The 22148-nt window shown below is 56.0% G+C and carries 21 protein-coding genes; 12 read left to right on the top strand and 9 right to left on the bottom strand.

The window, feature by feature from the left end; translation table 11 throughout:
* Positions 1 to 39: 39 nt before the first annotated feature.
* From ACQYWX_RS29295 to ACQYWX_RS29285, 3 genes are all read left to right on the top strand, one after another.
* Complete coding sequence (locus ACQYWX_RS29295; RefSeq protein ID WP_431687259.1) at positions 40 to 441, top strand: NUDIX hydrolase; 402 nt, start codon at positions 40 to 42, stop codon at positions 439 to 441.
* A gap of 65 nt (positions 442 to 506) precedes the next feature.
* Complete coding sequence (locus ACQYWX_RS29290) at positions 507 to 953, top strand: AAA family ATPase (protein WP_216736055.1); 447 nt, start codon at positions 507 to 509, stop codon at positions 951 to 953.
* Positions 943 to 1698: a tRNA(His) guanylyltransferase Thg1 family protein gene (locus ACQYWX_RS29285; RefSeq protein WP_431687258.1), complete on the top strand. Its 756-nt coding sequence runs from the start codon at positions 943 to 945 to the stop codon at positions 1696 to 1698. The genes ACQYWX_RS29290 and ACQYWX_RS29285 overlap by 11 nt, the downstream gene beginning before the upstream one ends.
* A 161-nt stretch (positions 1699 to 1859) precedes the next feature.
* Here the strand turns inward: ACQYWX_RS29285 and ACQYWX_RS29280 are convergent, their stop codons facing one another.
* Together ACQYWX_RS29280 and ACQYWX_RS29275 are read right to left on the bottom strand one after the other, a co-directional pair.
* Complete coding sequence (locus tag ACQYWX_RS29280) at positions 1860 to 3485, bottom strand: PKD domain-containing protein (protein WP_431687257.1); 1626 nt, start codon at positions 3483 to 3485, stop codon at positions 1860 to 1862.
* Positions 3486 to 3577: 92 nt separating this feature from the next.
* Positions 3578 to 4384, bottom strand: a complete 807-nt coding sequence (locus ACQYWX_RS29275) for a hypothetical protein (protein ID WP_431687256.1) — start codon at positions 4382 to 4384, stop codon at positions 3578 to 3580.
* A 355-nt stretch (positions 4385 to 4739) separates the two neighbouring features.
* Here ACQYWX_RS29275 and ACQYWX_RS29270 point away from each other — a divergent pair, with 355 nt between their 5' ends.
* From ACQYWX_RS29270 to ACQYWX_RS29255, 4 genes are all read left to right on the top strand, one after another.
* Entirely contained in the window at positions 4740 to 6974 is a 2235-nt protein-coding gene (locus ACQYWX_RS29270; RefSeq protein ID WP_431687255.1) for a winged helix-turn-helix domain-containing protein, read from the top strand.
* Between the two features lie 193 nt (positions 6975 to 7167).
* Positions 7168 to 9825 (top strand): fibronectin type III domain-containing protein, encoded by a 2658-nt coding sequence (locus tag ACQYWX_RS29265; protein ID WP_431687254.1) that lies wholly within the window; start codon positions 7168 to 7170, stop codon positions 9823 to 9825.
* A gap of 56 nt (positions 9826 to 9881) precedes the next feature.
* On the top strand, positions 9882 to 10445 hold the full coding sequence (locus ACQYWX_RS29260) for a cohesin domain-containing protein (RefSeq protein ID WP_279501185.1): 564 nt from the start codon (positions 9882 to 9884) through the stop codon (positions 10443 to 10445).
* An 81-nt stretch (positions 10446 to 10526) separates the two neighbouring features.
* Complete coding sequence (locus tag ACQYWX_RS29255; RefSeq protein ID WP_431687253.1) at positions 10527 to 11708, top strand: HupE/UreJ family protein; 1182 nt, start codon at positions 10527 to 10529, stop codon at positions 11706 to 11708.
* A 108-nt stretch (positions 11709 to 11816) separates the two neighbouring features.
* On the opposite strand, the gene ACQYWX_RS29250 is transcribed toward ACQYWX_RS29255, so the two are convergent.
* The 4 genes from ACQYWX_RS29250 to ACQYWX_RS29235 form a co-directional block, all read right to left on the bottom strand.
* Complete coding sequence (locus ACQYWX_RS29250; protein WP_216736064.1) at positions 11817 to 12440, bottom strand: DUF2799 domain-containing protein; 624 nt, start codon at positions 12438 to 12440, stop codon at positions 11817 to 11819.
* 138 nt (positions 12441 to 12578) lie between these two features.
* Positions 12579 to 12890 (bottom strand): hypothetical protein, encoded by a 312-nt coding sequence (locus ACQYWX_RS29245; protein WP_216736065.1) that lies wholly within the window; start codon positions 12888 to 12890, stop codon positions 12579 to 12581.
* 34 nt (positions 12891 to 12924) lie between these two features.
* Positions 12925 to 13749 carry a formylglycine-generating enzyme family protein gene (locus tag ACQYWX_RS29240; protein WP_216736066.1) on the bottom strand — a complete coding sequence of 275 codons (825 nt, stop codon included), beginning with the start codon at positions 13747 to 13749 and terminating at the stop codon, positions 12925 to 12927.
* Between the two features lie 19 nt (positions 13750 to 13768).
* Positions 13769 to 14758 (bottom strand): hypothetical protein, encoded by a 990-nt coding sequence (locus ACQYWX_RS29235; RefSeq protein ID WP_431687252.1) that lies wholly within the window; start codon positions 14756 to 14758, stop codon positions 13769 to 13771.
* 225 nt (positions 14759 to 14983) lie between these two features.
* Here ACQYWX_RS29235 and ACQYWX_RS29230 point away from each other — a divergent pair, with 225 nt between their 5' ends.
* The 4 genes from ACQYWX_RS29230 to ACQYWX_RS29215 all read left to right on the top strand — a co-directional run bounded on the left by ACQYWX_RS29230 (position 14984) and on the right by ACQYWX_RS29215 (position 18824).
* A complete protein-coding gene (locus tag ACQYWX_RS29230) occupies positions 14984 to 15472 on the top strand; it encodes a GNAT family N-acetyltransferase (RefSeq protein WP_431687251.1) in 489 nt (162 codons plus the stop codon).
* A 326-nt stretch (positions 15473 to 15798) separates the two neighbouring features.
* Entirely contained in the window at positions 15799 to 16884 is a 1086-nt protein-coding gene (locus ACQYWX_RS29225; protein WP_431687250.1) for a hypothetical protein, read from the top strand.
* Positions 16885 to 17040: 156 nt separating this feature from the next.
* Positions 17041 to 17898 (top strand): hypothetical protein, encoded by an 858-nt coding sequence (locus ACQYWX_RS29220; protein ID WP_431687249.1) that lies wholly within the window; start codon positions 17041 to 17043, stop codon positions 17896 to 17898.
* 167 nt (positions 17899 to 18065) lie between these two features.
* Complete coding sequence (locus ACQYWX_RS29215) at positions 18066 to 18824, top strand: AraC family transcriptional regulator (protein ID WP_431687248.1); 759 nt, start codon at positions 18066 to 18068, stop codon at positions 18822 to 18824.
* 24 nt (positions 18825 to 18848) lie between these two features.
* Here the strand turns inward: ACQYWX_RS29215 and ACQYWX_RS29210 are convergent, their stop codons facing one another.
* Positions 18849 to 19724: a substrate-binding periplasmic protein gene (locus ACQYWX_RS29210; protein ID WP_431687247.1), complete on the bottom strand. Its 876-nt coding sequence runs from the start codon at positions 19722 to 19724 to the stop codon at positions 18849 to 18851.
* A gap of 210 nt (positions 19725 to 19934) precedes the next feature.
* Positions 19935 to 20453, bottom strand: coding sequence for a MarR family winged helix-turn-helix transcriptional regulator (locus ACQYWX_RS29205; RefSeq protein WP_216736073.1), 519 nt, complete (start codon positions 20451 to 20453; stop codon positions 19935 to 19937).
* A gap of 98 nt (positions 20454 to 20551) precedes the next feature.
* On the opposite strand from ACQYWX_RS29205, the gene ACQYWX_RS29200 reads away from it, so the two are divergent.
* A complete protein-coding gene (locus ACQYWX_RS29200) occupies positions 20552 to 21418 on the top strand; it encodes a DMT family transporter (protein WP_216736074.1) in 867 nt (288 codons plus the stop codon).
* A gap of 7 nt (positions 21419 to 21425) precedes the next feature.
* Here ACQYWX_RS29200 and ACQYWX_RS29195 read toward each other — a convergent pair whose 3' ends face one another.
* Complete coding sequence (locus ACQYWX_RS29195) at positions 21426 to 22013, bottom strand: GNAT family N-acetyltransferase (RefSeq protein WP_279501209.1); 588 nt, start codon at positions 22011 to 22013, stop codon at positions 21426 to 21428.
* Between the last annotated feature and the right edge of the window lie 135 nt (positions 22014 to 22148).

Genomic DNA, 22148 nt, shown 5'->3' with positions numbered 1-22148 from the left:
TGACATGCCTCACCAAATCAGTAAGATAGGCGCTTTGTTATGGCGGTTTGGGCGATTATTGAATATCAGGCTGAGCTCCTTTTCGTGCAGCGTAGCGCCCGGAAGACCAGGGCGGGACAGTGGTGTTTTCCCGGCGGAGGCGTTAAGCGTGGGGAAACGCCGGAAGCAGCCTGCGTGCGTGAAGTGCAAGAGGAAACCGGCCTGCAGGTGAAGGTTCAGCGTCTGGTCGCGGAAGTCGGCGGGGAGTGCTACTTCGTTTGTGCTCTAGAGGCGCTTCCGCCGGTCGTTCAACTGAAACAGAACGAATGCGTAGACTATGCCTGGGCGGCGCCGCAGCGGTTGTTCGGGCTGGGAACTATCATGAACTTCAGAATTGTGGGACCTCTGGTGCGTAGTCTGGGTTACGACGTGAATCTTGGCGCGGCGGATGAAGAATCTTAAGTCGCCCAGAGAGTCGATGCGATAACGGTAGGTTCGTCTGATGCGGACGAAAAACGGGAGGAACCGTGCAGGGTGTGATTTTTATTGGGTTGCAGGCGAGTGGAAAGTCCTCGTTTTATCTGCAGCAGTTTTACCGAACTCATCTGCGTCTGAATATGGATATGCTGAAAACCCGGCGACGGGAGGACATCCTGCTCAGCGCATGCATTGAAGCCAAGCAGTCGGTGGTCATCGACAATACCAACCCGACCCGGGAAGGGCGCGGCAAATATATCGACCTGTTTCGGCGTGGACGTTTCAGTGTGGCGGGTTATTACTTCAGCTCCTCATTGGCGGACTGTATGGCCCGCAATAGCGGCAGAGAAGGCAAGGAGCGAATTCCCGACGCCGGACTGCGCAGCGTTTACGCAAAGATGGAACTGCCGGAATATGCGGAAGGGTTTGACGCGCTGTATTACGTCCGGCTCAACGGTGGCGAATTTATAGTGGAAGAGTGGCGCAGTGAAATTTAACGATCTCGATAAAAAGATGCGGGTGTATGAGACCGCTCATGATTTTTGCGTATTGCCGGGCATGTACATAGTGGCGCGCATTGACGGCAGGGGCTTCACTAAACTGACCAAGGAAGCGCATGACTTTGAAGCGCCCTTTGATGTGCGCTTTCGGGACATGATGGTGGCGACGGTGGATCATCTGATGAACAGCGGGTTCAACATTGTTTATGGCTACACGCAAAGCGATGAAATTTCGCTGTTGTTTCACCCTGACGACAACAGCTTCAACCGCAAGGAGCGCAAACTCAACTCCCTGCTGGCCGGAGAAGCCAGCGCTAAATTCAGTCTGATGCTGGGAGACATCGGCGCCTTTGACTGCCGTATCTGCCAACTGCCGAATCCACGTCTGGTGGTGGACTACTTTCGCTGGCGCAACGAAGACGCCCACCGCAATGCTTTGAACGCCCACTGTTACTGGGCCATGCGCAAAGAGGGCGTAGATCCGGAAACCGCCGCGGCGAGATTGAGCAAAGTATCCATCGCCAATAAAAACGAACTCCTGTTTCAAAAAGGCGTTAACTTCAATGAACTACCCAACTGGCAAAAGCGAGGCGTGGGCCTGTACTGGGAACAGTACGAGAAGGAAGCGCTTAACCCAAAGACCGGCGAGACCGTAACGGCGATGCGTAAGCGACTCAAAGTCGACTACGAACTACCCATGAAAGATAAGTACAGCGCGTTTATCGAAACAGTGATCCAGTAATAATAGAAAACCTCGGGCATTATGTATCTGTACACTGGAGCCCGTTCGTCCTGAGCCTGTCGAAGGACTTCCCAGAGCGTCCCATAAACGAACACCGCCAGCCCTGCATCAAACAGGCTGGCGGTGTTTTTACGAGAGGGACGAGCTATTCAGCGCCTATCTCACCATTCATCATCGTCAATAATCACCGGTACTTCCGTATAGGCGCCGCCTTTTTGGGTGACGCGTACGAGGTAGTAGCCGTTGACGGTGTAGTTGTGGGAGACGGTTTGTTGTGAGCCCAGGTTGTTGAGCGCGGTGCGGGTTCCGTCGCCCCAGTCTACGGTGTAGTCGCGGGGATATCTGGAGACGATGTCGCCCACGCAGCTGCGGATGGAGACCGGCATATTCACCTTGGTCGGAACGGCGGTGTCGTAGGCGGGGCGCAGTTCCGGGGACAGGGCGGTGCTATAGGGTTTCAGGAAGTCGAAGAAAACCAGTCCGGTGCGCCAGATCTGCCAGTATTGCGGGCGCAGGATATAGGCGCCGAATACCTTGGCTTCTGCGGTCAGACCGAAGCGAAAATCAACTGTACCCAGTGCGGCGTTGACTGTCTCGCGAACGCCGTTGTTGTCGCCATCGCCACAGAGGTTGCCGTAGTAGCCGAACAGCTCAATGGGGAAGGAGGGTTTGGCGCCGACTTGCGCGTACAGGAACCATTCGCCGTAAACGATGCCTTTCGCCGCCACTTGCAGATAGGGTTCCAGGTTGATCTTGGCGCTGATTTCCGCACCCAGACTGTTGCGCAGATCGCCGCTCAGATTCTGATGATGGGCGCTGTTCTTGGTGCAGGAATGGGTGGTGCAGGTGTAGTCAAAATCTCCCTTGTAGCGAAGGGGTTTCACGGCGGCGATCTTACCGGTGGCTTGCACCTGAATATTGCCGGTGCCCACTTCGATAGGCAGCTTCAGTTTCACCAGAACCGGAACCGGGCCGACAAAGAACACAGTTTCCATCAGCTTGGGTTCGGCGATCTCCCAGTTGAGGTTGCCGAAGTCATGCTTGGCTACGCCGGTCAGGCTGAACTCGCCGGAGACGTCGTAGTTGGACTTGGCCACCACATGGCGCACTTTGAACTTATAGGGGATGCAGAACTTGCGCTTGTACTTGTAATGCAACTCCAGGCGCACGTCGGCGTCCACGTTCATATTGCCGGCGAAATCAATGTAGGCGTTGTCCTGCCCAAAACGTTTGTTGTGGCTGAACGTCTTGTCGATGCTCTTATCGAAGGACTTACTCTTATCCTTCCAGCCGCCGCATCCGAACAGACGTGCGGAGCGCGCGCCTAAAGGACTCTCGTCTGTGTCCGGCTGCAGGCCGAATTCATCCATATAGAGCTGCGCTTGCGCCTGAGAGGTCAGGTTGGCTCCGCGGCGGTCGATGATCCAGGCGTCGAAGGTGTCGGCGAAGGGACGGTCTTCGCCCGTGCGGTTGGCGGTGAGCCAGTTGCCGTTATCCTCGCGGATTTCCTGCTCCAGCTCCTCCTTTTCCGCCTGCGGCAATCCGCCGTACAAATAGGCGTTTTCAACGCCTTCGCTGCTGTGGATATAGTAAAGTTCGACGTTGCGGGACAGGCCCTGATCGTCGGTAGTGGTGATCTGTTTAAGTTCGAATCCGTCGCCGGATATCAAAACGGTTTCGTTGACGCTCGTCTCCGCGCTCGCCGCGCCGGAGATCAGGAAAGACAATGCAAAACCGGCGACCGCAAGCTTTTTGCAAAAGCCGGCCAGGGAACGGTGTGCGGACATAATGAATTCCTTTGGAAAGTTCGGGCGCGACAAGGCCGCGCCCGTGCGAGGTGATGACTAAATGTCTACGTGACTGGCGCTAGCGCCGTTGCTCACCAGGGACCGTCTGGATCGCACTCGCCGTTGCAGGTGTCCTTGTCGGCGATGGTTTTCGCCGTACCGCCGCTTTGTACCGCCAGCGCCTTCAACTGACTGATTTCATCCGTGGGCATGGTGCGCGCCAATGAGCTGCGCTCCATATCCGACACCGCCAGCATTTCTTCCAGATTGCCCAGTTCAACCAGATCTTTGTTTGCTCTGGCCGCACGCAGGCCCACGTTGCCGCTGACAAGAATATCCACGTCGAACTGGATGACAGGGTTAGCCAGGATCTTCGGCTTCACCTTGTTGTCCACATAGTTGGCGCCGCCGCATGTGCCGGACGCGTTCTCGCCCGCATCAGTGACGATGGTCATCATCAGTTTGTCGCCGTCAGCGTAGAGGCTGCGCAGAGAGTCGGCGCTTTCACACAGCGCATCCCCCAGGGCGGTGTTGCCGGAGCAGGAGACGCCGCTCAGGTCGGAGCGAAGCTTATTGAGGAATGTGTTCCACTGGGTGCTGCCAACCGGAAGCACAGACGCCACATGCTGATAACCGCCGCTGATGGAACGCAGTGAACCGCGGCCGTCGAACACGCGGATGTCCAGATAATCGCCGTTGAATCTGCTGACGAAGGAAGCGGCCTTGGAGACCATCAACGTCTTGCCGAATTCACAACGACTGGCTCCGTCCCAACGTGGAGAAGCCATCGAACCGGTTTTATCGAATAAGAGCACGCCGCGGGTATCCGCCGCTGCGGTTCCCGCCATGGAGCCTAGTAGCGCGGCGCCGCAAAGAACGCCCAAAGTTAACTTTTTCATGAAGTTTCCTTTTCCTATATGCCGTAAAAATTGTTGTTGTATCTGCGCCCTTGAGACGCCAGCACAAACTAATGATTCGTCGTTGTGAAAACCTGAAAAAGTTTTGTAAAAGCAAGGAAAAAACCTGAAATTTTTGTTGAATTTGCTGTTAACGCGGGGGAGCGAAGCGTTGGCGATAGCCAAAAGAAGTAAGCGGTAGCGCAAAAAATACTGATAGAATGGCGCGTTCCAACCACGACGTTGGAAAGAGGCCCGTTACATCAAACCATGACTGGCGGCAAGTCATGACGGCGGCTGTCCGCCCATAATCAACCAGTGGTCTCAGCATAGAAAAGGAATAACAAGGAAATGGATAATGGACGGCAAAGGGACGGACTTGGAAGTCGCTTCTCCTATTCTGAATACGCGCGGTAAAGACGCCTTTGACGACGCGGTGGAAGAATACAACATCGCCGGCGTCTGGTTATTCAACCCTCGCAATCAAACTATCGCCCGGGCCGATGGCCTGGTTCATCAGGTGCGCGCCAAAACCTGCGACGTGCTTGTCTTATTAATTCGCCATCACGACCGGGTGGTGACGACGGAAGAGTTTTTCGACCAGGTCTGGGAAGGGCGTTTCGTAGGTGAGAACGTCCTGAAGCGCAGTATTTTCGAACTGCGCCATATCTTCGAGGATAAATCCCGCGACTACATCGCCACTGCGCCCAAACGCGGTTACCGGCTGAAAGCGGCGGTGGCGCGGGTGCGCCCAGATCAGCCAGAGCCGGAACTGCAAATCCAGCCACAGCTATCAACTCACCCACAGCTATCAACTCACCCACAACTACCAGCTCACCAACAACCACCAATTCAGCCACAACTACCTTCTGAACCGGAGACGACGGCTCCGCGCGCACCCATCAGCGCAGAGGCGGAACAAGCGTCGTCTGACGCTACGGTTTCGCCTGCGCCAGTCGAGATAGAGCCTCCCAGTCCACGTCGTTCCCGTTTTGATTTCAAGCGTCTGGCCGTTGGCGGTTTCTTTTTATTTTTGCTGATCTGGGGAATGGCGCAAAAGCAGGCGTTGCGACAGGCGCAGGATGAGAATCTCCAGCTCCAGAACGGCTCAGCGCAAATGAACCGTTTCATGCTGGATATGCTGGCGCGTTATAAGACCACCGGCAGTCGCCATGAAAGCGCGCTGAAAGCGATGCTCGACGAAGAACGTCCACGCATTGACCAACGTAAACTGTCTCCGGCGGAACGGCTGCGTCAGTTACGTTTTCTCGCCGCCTGTTATCTGGCCGGTGGGCATTACGCCGACGCGCGTATGGTGCTGGACCAAAGCGTCAGGATGGGGGAGGAGATTCATGGCAAGGACGCCGAAGAAGTGATTCGCATAAAGTTCGCATTGGTGGAAACCCTGGTGGCGATGAACGAAAGACAGGCGGCGTACGACACGGCGCGTTATACCCTGGACCTCATCCGTACGGCGCATGAGTCGAATAATGAGCTGCTGGGGCGAGGGCATTATTGGATGGCCATGGCGCAACTGGAATGCATCTATCCCTACTGCGACCGCCCGAAAGCGCTGGCGTCGGGGAAACAGAATGCGGAGAACGCCATCGCTTTATTTTCCGAGAGCCTGGGCGCAGACGCCACGGAGACCGGCGACGCGCTTTGGCTGCTGAACTGGTTCGTCAGGGACAGTGCGCGCAAGGTGGAAATCAGTCGCCGCGCCCTGGATATCTATTTGAATAATCTGGGGGAACTGGACGAGAAAACCGCTGCGGCTTATGCGGAACTCAGTCGCACACTCGCCACCTGGGGCGGCGATCTGGAGTCCGGGGAGCGCTACATGCTGAAAGCCCTCGCGATCCGGCAGAAGTTATATCCCGAAAATCATTACCAAGTGGGTAAAACCTATCGCTATCTGGGCGAACAATACATGTTCATGAACCAGCCGGAGCTTGCCGCCGGATACTTCGCCAAAGCCTCCACGGTGATCGGCGCAGTGAAAGGCGCCGGCGACCCGGAAAACCTGGAAGCGCTGATGTGGCTGGCGAAAGCCTATCTGTACAGGGAAAAGCTACCTCTGGCGGAGCGCGCTATTGCGCAGGCGATGGATATTATCGCCACCCATCAGATCACACCGCCTTATTATCTGCTGCAGGAAATGAAAGCGGTAGAGATGCGGGTAAAATCGGAAACGCTGGCGCAGGAAAGCAGCCTGGATGAACTGATGGAGGACATTAAACTCAATCGTATGCTGGGACTGAAGGCGAAAAACACCTTCGCCACGGCGGTAGTGGAGCATGAGTACCAGACCCTGTTGTTACGCAAGGAGCCTGGTTGGCTGGACGAAACGCGCTATATGGACACCTTCAATCTGTTTTTGGACGACTACCTGCGTTTGAACCGTTATTTCGTGAGGCCGGATCTGCAATTTGTCGCCGACCGCAGCATGCGCTTGTGCCGACGCAAAAGCGAGGCGCTGTGCGGCAGCGTGAGAGACGCGCTGCAACGCCGCAACCTGGAGGCGCCGGAGCGAATCGTCGCCCATTCTGACTCGGCGGAGCTGGTGAGAACTAGCGTAGTCGAATCTTTTTGAATTCATAAAACTGTCGCACAAGCGTCACTTAACTGACCTTAAGTTGAAACGCGCTCCCTCTCTAATAGCCGGGATTTTTCATTTCAAAACATCAAATTCCGAAAAAACAGGCTGATTCCCTTCCAGCGACTAAACTGTCCCGGAGGTGAAGCGGAAGTCGCCTGAATAATCCGGCAACGAGGGGGAGGGAAACATGCAACCCAGTCATCACAGGTTTGCTGCGGCATGCCTGGCGTTTTTATTGGCGCTGCTCGCTGGAGCGGCGTCGGCGGAAATCAAACCTTATCTGCAAAGTCCGACAGACACATCAATCTGGATCTCATGGAAGACCGCAACCGGCTCTGAATCGAAGGTCGAATACGGCGTCGCGGCGGATCGTCTGGACCAAAGCGCCAACGGCGGCGTGCAGTCGTTAAGCTCGGACTACCAGTATCACGGCGTGCAATTACAAGGGCTGCAGGCGGATACGCTGTATTACTATCGGGTGAAAACCGGCGCTGACGTCTCCGCTGTCTATCGCTTTAAAACCCAGCCGGCGCGGGGCGATGGCTCCGGCCACTACCGCATTCTGGTTATGGGCGACCACCAGATTCGCAATGAGAACCGCTATGAGCAGCTGGTGAAAGCAGCGAAAGCCAAACTGGAAAACAAATACGCTGAGCCGATTGAAGAAGCCGTTAATCTGATTCTCAATGACGGCGACCAAGTGGACGTCGGCACGCTGGATCACTACGCCAACCTGCACTTCGCGCAATCGGCGGCGATTTCTCCGAATGTGCCCATCATGACCACCGTGGGCAACCATGAATACTACTATGACGGCGACCTCAACAACTATCGCGCCCACTTCTTTTACGACGGTCTGAGTTATCAGGGCATCTCCGGCGCGCCCAACGAAAGCTACTACGCCTATCAGGTGGGGCGGCTGGTGATCATCCACATGAACAGCATGAAGGCGGACGCCGTGCAGCAGAACTGGTTGACCCAGGTGGTCGCCGCTGCGGATGCGGACGCCAGCGTGGACTGGATTATCAGCATTATTCACCACCCCTATCAGGCTGAGCAGTACATTGGCGACATCTCCCATCCGCTGCGCGACGCCTGGATGGCGATTCTGTCCAGCTCGCAAAAACATGTGCTTAATATTGGCGGACACCATCACCTGTACGCCCGCGGTCAAACCCGGGAGTGGCCGTCCTATCACATGATTTCCGGCGGCACCGCCTGGGATCAATACTGGGGACAGTCCACGGAGAAAGACTTCGACGACGTGCAGAAGACCATCGCCAACTGGGCATGGCAAGTCATCGACCTTGATCTGCCTGCGCGGGAAATGACGGTGGAAACCTATGCGGAAGCGCACCCGCTGCTATACAAAACCAAAGGTTTTCACTACAACAGCCGGCTTATCGATTCCTTCCATCGCAAACTGGATTTGCAGAAGCCCTATCAGCCGAGCATCACCACGGAAGTGAAAGGGCCTGTCAGCCTGCCTTTCGTATTTAACAGCTCGCCTTTCAGCAGCGGCGAGCCGGAAGAGATGAACAGCACCCAGTTTCAGATCGCCGCTGACGCAGAGTTCAGCGATCTGAAAATCGACAAAATCCGCGACTTTGAAAATATCTTTGGGGACACCGGCGCGCCGGAATATGAGCCGGTGGATATCCACGCCGGCGTGGATATCCTGGCCTGGGAAATTCCCGCCAATGGCTTGCCCAATGGCGACTACTACATCCGCGTGCGTCATCGCGATAAAAACATCCTCTGGTCCGACTGGTCTGAAGCCAAAGCCTTCACCGTCGGCGGCAGCACGGATGGAGAGCCGGGACTCAGCGTCAGCAAAGACAAATACCGCAGCGGCGAAGACGTGGTGGCGCATCATCAGAACGGCTACGGTAACGCTAAAGACTGGGTAGGCGTGTACAAGAAAGGCCAGATTCCCGGCGCCGTGCGCGCCACCAAATGGTCCTACGTGGACGGCCCGACGGGGAGTCTGACCTTCAGTGGCCTCGCCGATGGCGAGTACTTTGTGGGCTTCTTCGAAAACGACGGTTATTCGGAAATGGCGGAGCGCGCCTACTTCTATATTGGTCCGGTGGCGGAATTGACCATGACGGACACGGAATACGATGAAGGAGAGGTCGCGACAGTCAGTTGGAGCGGCTCCAGCGGCGGCGCCAAGGATTGGATCGGCGTGTATCGCGTGGGCGAAGTTCCCGGCCAACAGTCTTCCAGCGTATGGAAATATGCGCCGGAAACCGCAGGAACCGTGGACTTTTCCGGTCTGGCCAAAGGCTATTACTTCGCCGCTTTCTTTATCAACAACGGTTATACCGAAGCCTCCAACCGGGTTTATTTCTCGGTGGGTGACCGTATTGCGGAACTGAGTCTGTTGAAAACCCACTTTGAGTCTGGTGAGGACATCGTCGCCAATTTCAGCGGCGGCCCTGGCGTCGCCAAGGATTACCTCGGCATTTTCGAGAAGGGCGCCGTGCCGGGCCAGACTGGCAGTGAGTTGGTGGCGTATCTGTATTTCGACGGCGCCGCCAGCGGCAGCGTCACCTTTACCGATGATTTACCTGACGGCGAGTATTTTATGGCCATGTACACCAACGACTCCTACACCGAAGTCTCCAATCGGGTGACTTTCAGTGTTGGCGAAGCGGCGGTGGCGGGAGATCTTAACGGCGATGGCGTAGCGGACAGCGCCGACCGGGATCTGCTGCGGAGCATGTTCGGAAAATGCAATGGCGACGCTGGGTATCAGACGGACGCGGACTACGACGGAGACGGCTGCATTGGTCGTCAGGATTACCGGCTGTGGTATGCGATGTTCAAGAGCGGGGGCTGAGGCCCCGGCTCCTCCGGTTTCGATAGCTTTTACTATTCAGTAGTCAGGAGTACTCCATGAAGTTGTTGCATTTTTTCGCTGTGATTCTGCTTGCCCTGTCGGCTTCCGCGCGGGCCTCATACATTTCGTTTCAGGCGTCGACGGACCATATTGTGGTGGGCGATGCGTTCTATGTGGACGTGATCCTGGAGAAGCCGTTTGACGGCCTGTTCGATGGCGATGAGCTATTGGCGTTTGGTTTTAATCTTGGCTATGACGCCGGTGTGCTCCAGCTCATCGACAGCACGGTAGGAGTCCCTTGGGACGATGATTCCGCGCTATTTCCCGGGATCGATGTGGCGGGGTCCGCATTTCCCGGCGTGACGGGCGACAGCGGCGCAGGCCTGCTACTGGCGCGCCTGAGCTTCAGCGCCGTCGCGGCAGGACTGTCCCAGCTGGGTCTGTCTGGCGACAGCGCTGCGAATCCAGATCTGGGGTTGTTGTATTTGTCGGGAAGCGATGTGATCGATGCGCGCAAGGATATGCGCATCTATTCCGTACCGCAGCCTGCTTCAATGTGGATGTTGGCGTTGGGAGGCTTGGGACTGCTGGTGAGAAGGAAAGCCGCCGGCGTCCGCTAACAGGGAAATCATGGCGTCTGCCGTCGGTAAATGCGGCGGCGGAGCCTGAATACTGAAGGAAACCAGCCGTAGGCGTTTATTATGCTAAGGAAAATAATAACCTCAGTCAGTTTGTGGATGCTGTCCATGACAGCGTCCGCGCATTTAAGCGGATTCACCGATACTTCTATTCAGATCGCCGAGCCGGGCGTGAAGGTCATCTACACGCTGCCCAGCGACAACCTGCTGGAACTGGAGCCCAACGTAGAGATGCGCGTGGCGCCGCCGGAGGATTACATCACGCAGGTCGCCGCCGGCTGGTTCGTGGCGGCGGGCAAGCGCGCCTGTTTTCTGGAGGATCGCAAGGCGAAGGCGTTGCCGGAAATCGCCTCCTACCAATACACTCTGACCTACCAGTGCCCGCAGGGCATGGAGGCGGTTAGCATCCGCTACGAGCTGTTCAATGAGCAGTGGCGCGGACATCAGAATTATGTGCGGGTGTTTATGGCCGACAACCGCATGCGCATGCGTTTCACCTTTGATCGACAGAAACTCGATCTGCCCGTGGCGCAACTGCTGCGGGAATGGGGCGCGCGTCTGACGCCGGATTTCCTGGCTATGGACCCGCATCGACGCTTGGATGTGGAGGGCTGGGAGAATCCGCTGGCGAATGATCAGGACGGGCAAGATGAGTCCAGCGCGGCGCAAAGCGGAGTTATTGATCCTGCGTTCCTGTGGGTGGGCATGGAGCACATCTGGCAGGGAGCGGATCATATTCTGTTTCTGTTATGTCTGCTATTAGTGCCAGCCTCGTTGGGACGAATTCTGTTATGGGCGACCTCGTTCACCCTGGCGCACTCGATTACCCTGGCGCTTTCCGCGTTTGACGTCATCTCCATCCCACCCTCTGTTACAGAGCCTCTGATCGCCCTCACCATCGTTTTCCTGGGGTTGGAGAATCTGTATTACCTGGCGCGTCAAAATCGTGCAGACGTGGACTGGGACAAGGTATATCGCAATCGCTGGTGGGTGATCTTCTGCTTTGGTTTGATTCACGGCGTGGGCTTCAGTTATCTGCTGCGGGAGCTGAGTTCCGGGGAAGGCGTCTGGGGGCGGTTGCTCATGTTCAACCTGGGCGTGGAGATAGGGCAGGTAGCGATCATCGCGCTGCTGCTGATACCGGCTTACGCCATGTTTAAGTGGCGCCATGGTCTGAAGCTCGGCGGCGTTTCCTCGCTATTGACCAGTCTGGTGGGACTGATCTGGCTGGCGCAGCGGATTTAGATCGGCTGACTCCTTCTGTATTAGACGGATCAAGGCAATAAAAAAGGGCGTCGCAGTGACGCCCTTGTTCAGTTGAAGCAAATCAATGGATGATTCGCCGCGAACGGCTTAGGGTTTCATCCAGGGTTGTTCGACAATAATACTGTCGATCACGCTTCGGTATTCCCGTATCTTCGCATCCAGGTGACGCAGCTCGTAATTCAGGTCGTCACGATGGTTTTCCAGCTCGCGCATCTGCTTCAGCAAGTCGCGGCGCTTCTGCGCGTCGCCGGAGCCGTTAACCAATTCGTTCTCGATGGCGTCAATTTTATCGCGGTTCTTATCCAGATCTTTCTCGGCGGATGTGCGCATGCCCTCCGAGTCCTTGATTTCCTTCTCCATATAACGGACAAATTGCCCGCTTTCCACGGCGCGCATAAACACCGGCTCCAGATCAGGCGGGCATTGGCCTTTGTAGGCATTGCCGCCGCGACCCAGGTCAAAACCATTCTGCGGCTTGCAGTAGTTGCGGGCGCCGTCGTCAAAACCGGCGCGATAAGCGTCCAGGTCAGGCGAAACATTGTAATCCGAGCAGGCCTCTCTGTGTTGCGAGAGGTAAGTGGCTGAACGGCCGGCTACGCCGTCTTCATAACCGATAACGCGCCAGTCTGCGTTGCGGCATTCGTTTTCGTTCATGGTGGCGCATGCGGAAAGATTCAGCAGCGCAGCTACGACAAAAATGCGTCTGACCATTTGTTAAATCCCAAACTTCTGAAAAACAAGGCGGTTGCAGACAGCAAGTCATGCAACCCTGAGGATAGAGATAATTTTAGTTGATAATCGGCGGTGTTGCTGTCAATGACTGTAACGAACTGTGAGCAGTCGGCGACATCAGTGGTGGTCGCGACGCCTGACCACCACCATTTTTCCGTACAGCATCGCGCCGAGGGCTACGCATCCGCCGAGAAAGGAGGCCAACGCCAGAGGAATCTGGTGAGGGCCGGAACCGAGCGCAAGATTCGCCAGACTGGGAATCAACAGGCCCAGCAAACCGGCGATATGCAGCCAGGCCATTTGTGATGTAAGGCGGAACCAGCAGCCGCAACTCGGGCATTTGCGCTCTACATTCACTCCGCTGCGATGCGTCTGGATAAACTGTCTGGCTGAAAACGCTCTTTTACAGCGGGGGCAGGTGGTTTTCATTTTTGCGCTCCTGTTGAGAGACTTGTCGCACCGGTCAGGGGACTTCTCGTAAAACCCTGAAACCGATGGTTCTGACTCGCTCTTCCGGCTCGACGCCGGCTCTGATGGACGGTTGCACATAAGGACTGGTGTTCATCCAGGTCCCGCCTTTCACCACCCTGGCGTTACAGTCGCCGTCCATTCTGGGCGCCATGCTTTCCCCCGCGCCCTCATGACTGTCGTGATAGCAGTCCTGCGTCCATTCCGCCACATTGCTGGAGACATCGTACAGACCGTAAGGGTTAGCGCTAAAGCGCCCCACTGGCCCCGGATGGAATAACGCGGTTTCAGGAGGACAGCCGTCGAGGTCTTTGTCGCAATGGTCGACGCCTTGAACGTAATCGTCGCCCCACCAGTAGTGGGTTTGGGTTCCACCCCGAGCGGCGTATTCCCACTCCGCTTCACTGGGCAGGCGGTAGCGGCGCCCGCTTTGCTCGCTCAGCCAGCGCGTGTAGGCGACGGCGTCATCCCAACTGACGTTGATGACCGGTTGCTCGCCGCGCCCCCAGCCTTCATCCGAAGGTAAGGGGCGGTGCGTGGCCTGGGCGAAGCGGTCGTAGTCCGCGAATGTCACTTCGGTGGCGCTGATTGCATAAGAATGTTGCGCCACGACTTTATGACGAGGCCCTTCGTCGGTGGAGACGCCACTGGCCTGGTCTCCGACCACCCCGACGCCCGCCGGCGCGATGACCATGCGAGGGCCTTCGCCGCCGTCCCTGAGTGAGTCCTGCAGCCAGGGCGGTGCGTTCTTTGCGTTCATCTGGGAGCACCCCGTCGCTAACGCAAGCAGGGCGCAACCGGTCCAAGTGATTGCGCGCATCGTTCGCCTTCCTGTCAGATTATTTTTGCCCGAAACCAATGATGAAGCCGATGCCGCCTTGCGCTGCGGTCATTGCGCCGGCGCTGCTCCCATTGATCGTGATGGCGGAGCCCAGCAGCTCCAGGAACTTGGTGCGCATCAGAATCTGCACTTGGGTCTGGGTGTACACTTTCACCGCCTTGCTGCCGTCGTCGAGCATTCTGGCTCCGCTGAGAATTTCCTTGAGCAGCTTGCGGCTTTTCAACAACTCGGGATGGTCAAACTTCAGCAGCTCTTCCGCCAGGCGTTTTCTGCTGGCGCGAGATAGTTGTTGGTACATCTTCAAGAGGTTGCCGCTACCAATGCCTTTGTTGGACAGGAAGCGATAGAGGACGGCCTGATTCCCCAGGGTTTTGACGACGTCGGCGATCTGTATGACGTCCAGGGCGATCATAAGCGCGCCGAACTCTGGGGATTCGTCCAGCCACTCATTGTAGTGAGCGTTGCCGCGCACCACGTTGGTTGTGCGTCCGATGGCGACCCCGCACTGGAAAGTGGCGGCGCTGGTGGCGGCCATAGTCAGCGGCATGGCGGCCCAGGCTGCGCCTGCGGACACTGTGCCGCCGCCGGCTTCTCCGATCACCAGTATCCAGCCGATGGCTGCGCCGGCGCAGCTCAGACCTGCGTTGGTGAGCTCTTTGCCAAGACTGGACTTGGCTGTCGCTACGACCTCTTCCTTACTGGCTTTGGGCGGAAGCTGAACTTCCCGAATGTAGACCGTTTTGCCATCAGCGCGGCAGCTTTGGCGCAGCACTCTGACGTCAAACAGGGGAGGTGGATTTAATGGATCGCCGCCGACGACAAAGGTAACGGGACGCAGTGCGATGAAGGTGACGCCTGCGCCATAAAATTCATCCGTAGCGTCAAGCGCCAGGTAAAGTTGAGCGAGTTTAGAGTCTGGAAAATAGCGTCTGACCTTACTTTCGGTGGAATCAACGAAGAGAGAATTCGTCAGATTTGCAGCGCCCATATAAAACTCCTTGCGTTCTTGCATGAACTAAAATCGCAGGCTTTAGGGATAGCCTGCGAAGGACTTCGAATTTGATGACAAACGAACTGAAAGCGTTAATCTGCGTGAAAACCCGTCAATATTGAGCTGTTTTTATTAAGATTTCGGGACGTCATGGCGGCTGTCGCTTGAAATCCCCGGCGGGGCCCCGATTACGTTAAGAGATAAAAATAATGAGGTCCGGCGATGTTGAAAGTACTTCCCTATGAGTCACGCCATCAAAATGGCGTCCTGTCCTTAATCGTCAATATTCAGCGCAACGAGTTCGGCGTGCCGATTACAGCGGAAGAACAACCTGACCTGGCGAACATTGAGGAGTATTACCAGTCCGGCGCCGGCAATTTCTGGGTGGCCATGGACGTGGAGCAGGGCCTTGTGGTCGGCACGGTGTCGCTGCTCGACATTGGCGCAGGACAGGGCGCATTGCGCAAGATGTTCGTACATAAGGACTATCGTGGCGGCCAAATGGGAGTGGCGGCGAAGTTACTGCAAACCCTGGTGCAATGGTGTGAAGAGAAAAAAGTGCATGAAATTTTCCTGGGGACGACACCGCAATTTCTCGCTGCTCACCGCTTCTACGAAAAAAACAGATTTACTGAAGTTTCCCCTGCAGATCTTCCGCAAAGCTTTCCCGTTATGGCGGTGGACAAAAAGTTTTATAAACGACAAATCTAACCGGCGAAGCCTGCGGACGTAGGCCAATTTTCCACCAGTTTTACTCCCCGGTCTATCCCTGGATTATGAAAATGTCATGATTTACATGGGGTTGTGGCCTTCCTACGATTACCTTGCAGCTTAAAGGCAGTCTTAAATCAAGCTGTAAACATCTTCCCGAATCCAACAGTTGAATGTGTGTAGGCGCGGTTTGATCCGCGTTTTGGTTGTCCTCTGTGAGCTGCATCGCCGTCCCCAGGATGTGAGTGGGATTGGCCAAGCCTGATGCGCCGCCATGGGAAGTGGAACGCTCGGTATTTCAGGTTAAATTAACGTCGAGGTTTTAAATGATAAGGAGAAATCGTTTCCTTAAGTATTGCGCCGCCTTGTTGCTGCTGTCTTCGGCAGCCGGCGTCATGGCGGATGTGGATGAACAGTATCTGCGGGACAGCGGTGAAGAAATCAGAGGCTTATATGGTCGCCATGTCCAGTCTCAGATCTACGTCGATCAGCAGGCGTGCGGGGAGCCCAGTCCCAGCGCGGTAGCCTGCTCTCCCAACCGCATCAGCGTCGGCACTCGCTTCATGAGCGGTCAGGAGAGTCAGTACGGACAGTATGTGGCCAAGTCTATCCTGGCGCACGAGTGGGGACACACTATCCAGTTCACCAAGAACATCCGTTTACAAGCGCCTTATATGGAATTGCAGGCGGATTGCTTCGCTGGAAATTTCGATAAGTATGCAGAATCGGACCTAGGCTACGCCTCTTTCATTGAAAACGCCGTTCGTTCGGCGCGCGATGCTGCTGATTACTCCGAACACGGCACGCCGCAACAGCGCGAAAGCTACACCCGTGAAGGCTATCAGAAGCGCGAGGAAGGTTGTTTCGCTATTAGCGGCGACCCTGGCGGGGACGACGGCGGTGATGATGGTGGAGACGACGGCGGCGATGACGGCGATTGTCCACCCTGGATCTGCGACGGCGGAGATGACGGTGGCGATGATGGCGGTGACGACGGCGGTGACGACGGAGACTGCCCACCCTGGATCTGCGATGGCGGAGATGACGGTGGCGATGATGGCGGTGACGACGGCGGCGATGACGGAGACTGCCCACCCTGGATCTGCGATGGCGGAGATGACGGTGGCGATGATGGCGGTGACGACGGCGGCGATGACGGAGACTGCCCACCCTGGATCTGCGATGGCGGAGACGACGGTGGTGATGATGGCGGTGACGACGGTGGCGACGACGGCCATTGCCCGCCCTGGTTGTGCGGCGATGGCGGCGACGATCACGGTATCCCCTGTCCTGAATGGCTGTGTGGCGGAGACGGCGGCACGATTCCTTGTCCGCCCTGGTTGTGCGGTGGTGGAAACAGCGGGAGCGTTCCCGGCTGCCCGCCCTGGATCTGCGGACGCTTCGACCACTGAGACAGTCAGCCCGGCCTTGAGCCGGGCATGCTGAGACGCAACGTTTACCCGGACCCCAGTCCGGCGGCCCCGGGCTTGGGGGCGCCGGGCTGAAGGCCCGGGACCATGCGTAAACCTAACCAATCGCAACCTGACAACAGGTGATGGAGAGGAGCAATGATAGGGAAGAAAACCTTATTCGCCCTGAGCGGCATGTTGGTCGTTGGCGCAGCGGTGCTCGCCACCGATAACAGTTTTACTCAGGGATGGCTGGCGGCGGAGACTGGCGCCGTCGCCCGGTCTGAAGTTGAACAGAAGGCGGCGGGAAAGTCTGCAAAGGCTGATTCAGCCACGATGACGGACCAGAATTCACTGGCGGATGCGGCGATGGACGCAACGGCGTTCAGCCCAACCGTCGCAAATGGCGCGTCGACGGTCCAGTCCGGGGCGGATAAAGACGCGGAAAAAGCTGACAAAGCGGATGATAAAGCCGATGCGGAAGACCCTGCGGCGGAAATGAGTCTGGCGGAGCGCTATCCCAAACAGTGGCTTGAAGACATGGGATATCTCATTCCCCCAGAACTGCACAGCTACGATCTCACTACGCTGGAATCCCTGGCGACGCAGGGCGACACCAACGCCATGGTGCATTTGGGAGAGCGCTATCTGTATTTCATCAAAGACAATCCCAGACACCCTGACTTTCGTAAAGATGTGAATTATCCCGCGCTGGCGAAAAGCTATTTTGGCGAAGCGCTGAAAAGAGGACATAAACACGCTGCGGCGATTCTATCCGAGGCTTATTTTTCTGAAGACCGGATGGTTGAAGCCTATGCATGGAACATCGTGGCGGAAAAGCTGGGAGATCAGCTCAGTGTCGACTGGTTTCGCAGTACAGACAAATACCAGACCTTGTCGGATGAGCAAAAAGCGCAGGCGGATCTGATGGCCAAGCTTTACGAGAAGCAGCTGCAGGATCGCAATCAGGAGTTGGGCGGCGAGTCTCTCTTCAACGAGGGGACCGCAGCGGGATGACATCGTTCAAGGCCGGCTCCGTTCTACGCCTTGGCTTAGGGCCTATGTGGAAAGAGCCGGCCGCCTGTCGATGCGTTGCCGGGTGAAGCTGTCGGAGTACGTCGCTGGCTTGTTAAAGAAGTAGGTGTTTTTATGTTTGAATCAGAGCAGGTCGCGGCTCAATCATTATGACTGTATCTGCGCCGTTGAAAGTGTCGCGTCTGGCTGTCGAGGCGGATCAGTCCCGCGATCTGCATACCCATTTCGATGGGCAGTTGTATTGGTTGGAGCAGGGCGCGATTTTCTGTCGTAGCGATCGCTATCACTGGCTGACCGCACCTCGACAACTGAGCTGGATTCCCCCAGGTTGTCAGCATGGCGCCCGGCCTCTATCAATGGTCAGAGGGACGCTGCTGCACCTGCGGGAGGATCTGGCGTCCGCCATGCCGCAAGAGCCGGTGACCCTGGAGCCGCATCGGTTGTTGGAGGCGACGCTGCTGAGACTGATTGAGTTGTGTCCTGAATCAGACTGGCTGGAGCGGCATGAGCACTTGCTACAGGTGTTTCTGTCTGAGGCGAGAGAGGCGACGCCTTTACGGCAACGACTGCCAATTCCTCATGACGCCAGACTGCTGCGCATGGCGAATACGTTGTGGCGGGCGCCCGAAAGCAATCCTGGCCTGGACGCATTGGCGCTGGAATTTGGTTTCAGCCGGCGTACCTTGACCCGTAAATTCATGCAGGAAACCGGCATGTCACTCAGTCAATGGACGCAACACGCCAAACTCCTGCGCGCCCTGGAATTGCTGGCGGCGAATGAGTCTGTCAGCAGTGCGGCGTTTGCGGTGGGGTATCAAAGCGTCAGCACCTTCTGCGCCGTGTTTAAGCAGGTGTTCGGCATGTCGCCAGGGGATTACAAACGGCGCTTTCTGAGCCGCGAGAAATAATCAGGACATCCTTGTCACCTTTGCTCAGGCGTCTTCCGGCCTGAACCAGAGTTCTTTCCTTTGCAGCGGCGTGTCCGTCGGCAACATGGGGTTGTCGAGATAGATGATACGGCGTTGTTTGATATGGGCGCGGGCGATGTCGTCGCCAAAGCGACGCTGGAAAATTTTGTCGAAACGGCCGTCAGCGATCAATTTATTGAGGCCGTCTTCCACTCGTTGCGCCAGGCGCTCGTTATCCTTTGACATAAAGAAGTAATAGGGCCAGGGATAATACAGCAGGATGTCTTCTTCTATTTTGAGATTAGGGTAATCTTTTTGATGAGCCGCCAGTTCGTCAAAGGCTTCGTTGATGCCTCTGGGAAATAAGTCGTAACGGTTGCGCGCCAGTTTGGTAAATAAATCATTGTATTGAAACACGCCCAGCACTTTTACATTGTTGTGTTTGTAAACGGCGACATCTCCCCAATCCTCTCCTTGGCCGACTTTTAGCGCCCGTAGCGCATCCAGTGACTCGACATCGCGCAGTTTCTTCTGCCCTTTGTCCGTTACCAGGCTGATGCGATAACCGAGAATGCCTTTACGTAACGGAATACGTATGGCGCGCAGACGAGCTTCCTTTTCGATGCTGGTGGAGCTCCAGGCGATGTTGACCAGACGGTTTTTTTCCGTCTCAGACAGCGTTCTGGACTCGATCAGGTCCGCTTTGGTGGCGCGCAGTTCATAAAGGCCGTATTCCTCCGTAGTGGCTTCCAGCGCGGACTTCAGCAGCTCCAGCACATCGTGAAACCGTAAGTCGATTTTAGGGTGAACATACACATCCGTGGCGACGGCGTGTGAAGACGATAAGGCGGTGGCGACGGTGAATATCGCCATAGACAGGACATAAGCGAGCTTGTGCATAACAGCGCTCCCAATGGACTTTTTATTTTCTTGGGCAAGGAAGTGGATAGTATCTTGCGGGTCAGATTATTATTTGACCATAAAATTAGAATAAATATTTCTATTGGTCAATAAAAAGAAAATTTGTTTTATTTTGGGCGATGTTGAGATAAGGAGCGGTGAGAATAGATAACGACGCAGCCGGGATGAGCTGCGTCTCGCGGGACAGCGTTATTGCTTGTTTTCGATGGTGACCAGCCATTTGCGCAGCAGACCGGCTAGCTGCTCTTGATCTTCCCCTTCCAGCTGCTTGAGAAGCTCCCATTCAGTTTCCACATGACTTTCCACCGCCTTGTCGATCAGCTCCATGCCCGCGTCAGTGAGCGCGACAATGACGCTGCGACGGTCATTTTCATCGGGCTGGCGCTGTATCAGTTGTTTGCGTTCCAGCTTGTCCAGACGGTTGGTCATGGCGCCGGAGGAGAGCATCGCCGCTGTATAGAGCTGTGTGGGCGTGAGGCGATAAGGCGCGCCTGAGCGGCGTAATGTGGCGAGCACATCGAACTCATCTATCGAGAGTCCGTAGCCAGCCAGCGTTTCCTTGATCGTTTGGTGGGTGAATGCGTGTATCCGGTGTAAGCGCCCGAAAATGCCCATAGGCTGGGCCTGCAGGTCGGGTTTTTCGGTTTTCCACTGCCGCAGGATAGCGTCAACATGGTCTTTTTGATCGTTCTGATTATTTTTCTTCATATAAAGATACTTGACGTTAAGCTAGTTAAAGAGGAATATCTCTACATAAAGATATCACGTTAAAAACGAGCGTAAACAGAAAACTTGAAGGAATTGTTGTGTATTGGTTGCTTGGCGTACTCGCCCCGGCCGTATGGGGCACCACTTATGTCGTCACTCAGGCTTGGCTGCAGGATCTCGGCCCCTTGTGGGTCTCCGTATTGAGAGCATTGCCCGCCGGGTTATTGTTGATGTGTCTGGATCTGAAATCCCTGCGTCATATGGACTTGCGTCGCAGCGCCATTTTAGGCGCGTTGAACATCAGCGTATTTTTCTTTTTCCTGTTCACCGCGGCGCTTCGGTTGCCCAGCGGCGTGGCGGGCACGTTGATGGCGCTGACGCCGCTGACCACGCTGCTGTTTCTATGGTGGTGGCAGCGACAGGCGCCGAATCCCATTCAGCTGTTATGCGCTTTCGGCGGTTTGATCGGCGTGGGAGTGGTGATATTCCAGCCTTCTTCCCAAGTTGATCCCGTTGGCGTCGCCGCTTCTTTCGGGGCGGTTGTCAGCCTGACCGTGGGCACCTTCCTGGCCAAGAAATGGTCTCCGCCCAAAGGCATTCTGGCGTTTACCGGATTACAGTTGTTTCTCGGCGGTATGGTGTTATTGCCTTTGGCCTTTTTACTGGAGGGACCCATGCCGACGCTAAATCGTGAAGCGATGCTGGGACTGCTGTGGGTGGATCTGGTGAATACCGCGCTGGGCTATCTCGCCTGGTTTATCGCCATGCGTCGTTTGCCTGTCAGCGCCTTGAGTTTCCTGGCGCTGCTGAGTCCGGTCAGTGCGGTCATCAGCGGTCGTCTGGTGCTGGAAGAATGGTTTACGCCTGCACAGTATGCGGGGATCGCGATGGTGCTGCTCAGCGTGACGCTGGCGCAGTTCGCCAAGGCCAAACCTCAACCGAAGATGGCGCAACAGGCTTCCTGAAACCGTATCAGGCCCCCGGGCGCAGCCAGAAAATCATCGGTTTAGAGCTGGCTGCGCTGTCCCCAATATCTTTCCAGGAATACTGAGTGACCATATTGGGATACTTGATGTAGCCCCGCTTCACCCAGAACAGATCCATCGGGCGATAGCCCGGTGGACGCATAGGGTGGTCGAGAGGACGATCCACGGTGCAAAACGCGGTGACGCTGTAGCCCAGTTCTCTGGCGAAAGACTCCCGCTCATCGAAAAAGCAGTGCCCCAGTCCCTGTCCGCGAAATTCTGGCTCAAGCACGGACTCTCCAAAATAAAACACGTTTCCGGCGGAGATACGGCGGTCTCGGAAAGGCTGCTGGAACTCTTCATCCGCATCGCTTAGCGGCAATCCGGTCGATACGCCAATAACTTTATTTCCCTCCTGCGCCAGCACAAACAGGCTGTTGGCGGAGTCGGCGTAGTTGGCCAGATAACTTCTCTCGTACTCCATATCTCCATCGTAAAGATAAGGAAATTCACGAAATATCCTGATGCGCAGTTTGGCGAGCTCGTCCAGCCAGGGATGAATGGCGGCTCCGGCGACACGGGTAATTTTTGCCATAGCTATGCCTCTTATGGTGGTTGGACGCCGGCTTTTATTCCAATTGGTTGCAAGCGCCGCAAGTATATTGCCAGTTAATCTAATCCTAGGCTGGTTAAACGGCGTACACTAATGTTGAGTGTAAATTTTTTTCAG

The sequence above is a fragment of the Hahella sp. NBU794 genome (genome assembly GCF_050749805.1).
Taxonomy (GTDB): Bacteria; Pseudomonadota; Gammaproteobacteria; order Pseudomonadales; family Oleiphilaceae; genus Hahella.
This window is presented reverse-complemented; position numbering and strand designations above follow the sequence as displayed.

What these genes read in the sequence shown, in the direction of transcription:
- ACQYWX_RS29295 (WP_431687259.1), top strand. Translation starts at nt 40, where the DNA reads ATGGCGGTTTGGGCGATTATTGAATATCAGGCTGAGCTCCTTTTCGTG.
- ACQYWX_RS29280 (WP_431687257.1), bottom strand. Translation starts at nt 3,485, where the DNA reads ATGTCCGCACACCGTTCCCTGGCCGGCTTTTGCAAAAAGCTTGCGGTC.
- ACQYWX_RS29275 (WP_431687256.1), bottom strand. Translation starts at nt 4,384, where the DNA reads ATGAAAAAGTTAACTTTGGGCGTTCTTTGCGGCGCCGCGCTACTAGGC.
- ACQYWX_RS29270 (WP_431687255.1), top strand. Translation starts at nt 4,740, where the DNA reads ATGGACGGCAAAGGGACGGACTTGGAAGTCGCTTCTCCTATTCTGAAT.
- ACQYWX_RS29265 (WP_431687254.1), top strand. Translation starts at nt 7,168, where the DNA reads ATGCAACCCAGTCATCACAGGTTTGCTGCGGCATGCCTGGCGTTTTTA.
- ACQYWX_RS29260 (WP_279501185.1), top strand. Translation starts at nt 9,882, where the DNA reads ATGAAGTTGTTGCATTTTTTCGCTGTGATTCTGCTTGCCCTGTCGGCT.
- ACQYWX_RS29255 (WP_431687253.1), top strand. Translation starts at nt 10,527, where the DNA reads ATGCTAAGGAAAATAATAACCTCAGTCAGTTTGTGGATGCTGTCCATG.
- ACQYWX_RS29250 (WP_216736064.1), bottom strand. Translation starts at nt 12,440, where the DNA reads ATGGTCAGACGCATTTTTGTCGTAGCTGCGCTGCTGAATCTTTCCGCA.
- ACQYWX_RS29245 (WP_216736065.1), bottom strand. Translation starts at nt 12,890, where the DNA reads ATGAAAACCACCTGCCCCCGCTGTAAAAGAGCGTTTTCAGCCAGACAG.
- ACQYWX_RS29240 (WP_216736066.1), bottom strand. Translation starts at nt 13,749, where the DNA reads ATGCGCGCAATCACTTGGACCGGTTGCGCCCTGCTTGCGTTAGCGACG.
- ACQYWX_RS29235 (WP_431687252.1), bottom strand. Translation starts at nt 14,758, where the DNA reads ATGGGCGCTGCAAATCTGACGAATTCTCTCTTCGTTGATTCCACCGAA.
- ACQYWX_RS29230 (WP_431687251.1), top strand. Translation starts at nt 14,984, where the DNA reads ATGTTGAAAGTACTTCCCTATGAGTCACGCCATCAAAATGGCGTCCTG.
- ACQYWX_RS29225 (WP_431687250.1), top strand. Translation starts at nt 15,799, where the DNA reads ATGATAAGGAGAAATCGTTTCCTTAAGTATTGCGCCGCCTTGTTGCTG.
- ACQYWX_RS29220 (WP_431687249.1), top strand. Translation starts at nt 17,041, where the DNA reads ATGATAGGGAAGAAAACCTTATTCGCCCTGAGCGGCATGTTGGTCGTT.
- ACQYWX_RS29215 (WP_431687248.1), top strand. Translation starts at nt 18,066, where the DNA reads ATGACTGTATCTGCGCCGTTGAAAGTGTCGCGTCTGGCTGTCGAGGCG.
- ACQYWX_RS29210 (WP_431687247.1), bottom strand. Translation starts at nt 19,724, where the DNA reads ATGCACAAGCTCGCTTATGTCCTGTCTATGGCGATATTCACCGTCGCC.
- ACQYWX_RS29205 (WP_216736073.1), bottom strand. Translation starts at nt 20,453, where the DNA reads ATGAAGAAAAATAATCAGAACGATCAAAAAGACCATGTTGACGCTATC.
- ACQYWX_RS29195 (WP_279501209.1), bottom strand. Translation starts at nt 22,013, where the DNA reads ATGGCAAAAATTACCCGTGTCGCCGGAGCCGCCATTCATCCCTGGCTG.